The organism is Stenotrophomonas sp. P5_B8 (genome assembly GCF_054049855.1).
The window spans coordinates 1-3,260 of sequence record NZ_JBFULO010000422.1 but is presented as its reverse complement, the minus strand read 5'-3'; the positions used below and the strand labels follow the sequence as shown (position 1 = coordinate 3,260).

General features: G+C 64.0%; 1 protein-coding gene. It reads right to left on the bottom strand.

Annotated features, from left to right (window positions below):
- The coding region (locus ACXJKH_RS17450) for a non-ribosomal peptide synthetase (RefSeq protein ID WP_457321214.1) at positions 1–3,260 on the bottom strand (3,260 nt) is incomplete at both ends.

The window sequence follows — 3,260 nt, the reverse complement described above, 5'->3', positions numbered from 1 at the left end:
GTCGTGTTCGATGAGTGCGATACCCACGTCAGCCGCGGCGATTACCTGTACCGGGCTGCCCTCAACCACAGCAAAGCTGGTCCGTAGAACTTCATGCCGGGCGACGATCGCATCCAATGCATGCCGTAATGCGATGCGGTCCAGGGCGCCGGTTAGCGTCACCGCAGCCGGCATGTGATAGGCCGCGCCGGCCCTTGGATCCAACTGTGCAAGGAACCATAGGCGTTGTTGTGCAAGCGAGGGCAGCAGCGCTATCTGCCGGTCGGCCAGATCAAGCGGATCGTCTTCCGTTCCGATCGGCCCAAGCGCCGCTGCCAGGTCCTCCAGCACGGGCAGCGCGAACACATCCCGTACCGTGGCCTGGACACCGGCAGTGGCGCGTAGACGAGCCGCCAACTGCACAGCCAGCAGCGAGTGTCCTCCCAGTTCGAAGAAATCGTCATGCCGCCCGACCCGTTCCACGCCCAGGAGCTCGGCCCAGATCGCGGCCAGCACCTGCTCCATCCCCGCCTCTGGTGCGACATACCCGCGCGTGACCGAGGCATCCAGCCCCGGTATGGGCAGCGCCTGGCGATCCAGCTTGCCGTTGGGTGTAAGCGGCATTGCTGGCAGGCACACGAAGGCGCTGGGCACCATGTAGGGAGCCAGCGTCCGCGCGACCTGCTGACGCAGCACCTGCGCCGTAGGTGCAGCATCAGCATCGGCCACGTAGTAGGCAACCAGGCGCTGCTCGCCGCCCGCATCCGCCCGCGCCACCACTACAGCCTCGCGTACACCGGCACAATCTGCCAACACGGCCTCGATCTCACCCAGTTCGATACGGAATCCGCGCAGCTTGACTTGGAAATCGTTGCGACCCAGGTACTCGATGCTGCCGTCGGCGCGCCAGCGCCCCAGATCACCGGTCCGGTAGACCTTGCCACCACCACCAGCGAAGGGAACCGCGATGAAGCGCTCTGCGGTCAGTTCTTCACGCCCCAGGTATCCACGTGCCACGCCTGCGCCACCAATCAGGATCTCACCCGTCACGCCTGCCGGAACCGGCTGCAGCCGGCTGTCTACGATGTACACCTGCGTATTGCCGATCGGACGGCCGATATGCGCGATGAAGCCGCCGGCACGCGGCATTGAGACCCACGTCGAGTAGGTCGTGGTTTCCGATGGGCCATACAGATTGGACACCGTGTCGATTGCCGTTCGCTCGAACAGCCGTCCCACCAATGCAGCCTTCAGAGGCTCCCCGGCCAGATTCACCTGACGGACACCGTGCAGGGTCGCGCCCGAGTCGAGTACGGCAGCGATCGCCGAAGGCACGGTATTGACCAGCGTTGCCGTGTTCAGAACCGCACCGGCTGAAATCAGGTCCGGCACCAATACCGTTGTCGTTCCCGCAGCCAGCGGCGCGAACAACTCGAACACATGCAAGTCGAAATTGATCGACGTCGAGAAGACCACGCGCGAAAGCACCTGCGGCTCAAACTCGTGCAGGCTCCAGGCGATGAAGTTGGCGGCGTTGCCGTGTCCAATCATCACCCCCTTCGGCTTCCCGGTCGAACCAGAGGTGTATATCACGTACGCCAGATGCTGCGGCCGCAGTCCCAGGGCTGCGGTGTCGGGATCATGGTCCGGTTGCTGCTGCAGCGCCTCTTCATCCAGCCACAGCACAGCGGCGTCACTGGCCGGCACCACCTCGCGCAACGTCGTCTGGGCCAGTACGCAGCGCGGTGCGCTGTCTGCCAGCATGAAGGCCAGGCGCTCGGCAGGGTAGCCCGGGTCCAGCGGCACGTAGGCGCCACCAGCCTTGAGCACGGCCAGCAACGCCACGACCATGTCCACACCGCGCCGAAGGCACACGGCCACCCGGTCATCCGGCCCCACGCCCTGTGCGATCAACCGGTGGGCTAGGCGGTTGGCGCGGCAGTTCAGTTCGGAGTAGCTCAATTGGCAGTCTTCAAACTCMAATGCCACCGCATCACCATTGCGCCGCACCTGTGCCTCGAAGTACCCGTGCAGCAGCATGCCCTCGTCGCGGACCAGCCCGGTATCGTTGAAGTCCTGCAGCATGCGTGTACGCGCATGCTCTGGCTGCATGGGGAGAGCCGCCACGCTGGACGCGGCATCCTCCGCCATTGCAGACCACAAGATCTGCAGATGTTCTGCCCACCTTTGGACCGTCGCCTGGTCGAAGAGATCCGTTGCATACTCCAGAAGCCCTTCCAGTACATCGTTTCCTTCGCGCAGTRAAAGCGCAAGATCGAACTGGGTGGAAGAACGCGCTACCGCGCCGAGCTGCAGACTCAGGCCCGGCAGCGCGAGCGTGGTTGCCGGCGTGGTATCGAGAGTCAGCATTGTCTGGAAGACCGCGTTGTGCGCCAAGCTGCGCGGTGGCATGGCCGCATCTACGATCTGATCGAAGGGCAGCGCCTGGTGCGCAAAAGCATCCAAGGCCGTCGTCTTCACCTGGGCCAGCAGTTGGGAAACAGTCTGGCCGGGGTCGACACGAACGCGCATGGGCAGCGTATTGACGAACAAACCAACCATTGGCTCGAACTCCTGCCGCATGCGATTGGCAACAGGCGTACCCACGACGACATCTTCCTGCCCGCTCAACCGGGCCATGAGGATCGACCACCCCGCCAAAAGTGTCATGAACACGGTCGTCCCATGACGCCGCGACAGATCGCGCAGCGCCTTCGTCAGTACCGACGGCAACACGATGGAGACGCTCGCACCCGCATGCGATTGCACCGATGGCCGCGGCCGGTCGGTGGGGAGCTCAAGGAGGGCCGGTGCTCCACGTAGCTGGGATCTCCAGAACCCAACCTGGGTTTCCAGCTTCTCGCCATTCATGCGACCGCGCTCCCAACGCGCGTAGTCCGCATACTGAACGGTCAAAGGAGGCAGCGTGTCACCGACCCCTTCCAGGAAGCCTGCGTACAGCGTCGTCAGCTCACGCACCAGCACACCTATCGACCAGCCGTCCGAGACGATGTGGTGCTGGGTAACCAGCAGGATCTGTTTCTGATCGTCCAGGATCAGGAGCCGCGCGCGGATCAGTGGGCCCGTCGACAGGTCGAATGCCGCATGGGCCTCGTGCGCGCTCCACCGCTCCGCCTCCAGTGCGCGAGCACCTGCTCCAAGCGCACGCAAGTCGTGTTCGATGAGTGCGATACCCACGTCAGCCGCGGCGATTACCTGTACCGGGCTGCCCTCAACCACAGCAAAGCTGGTCCGTAGAACTTCATGCCGGGCGACGATCG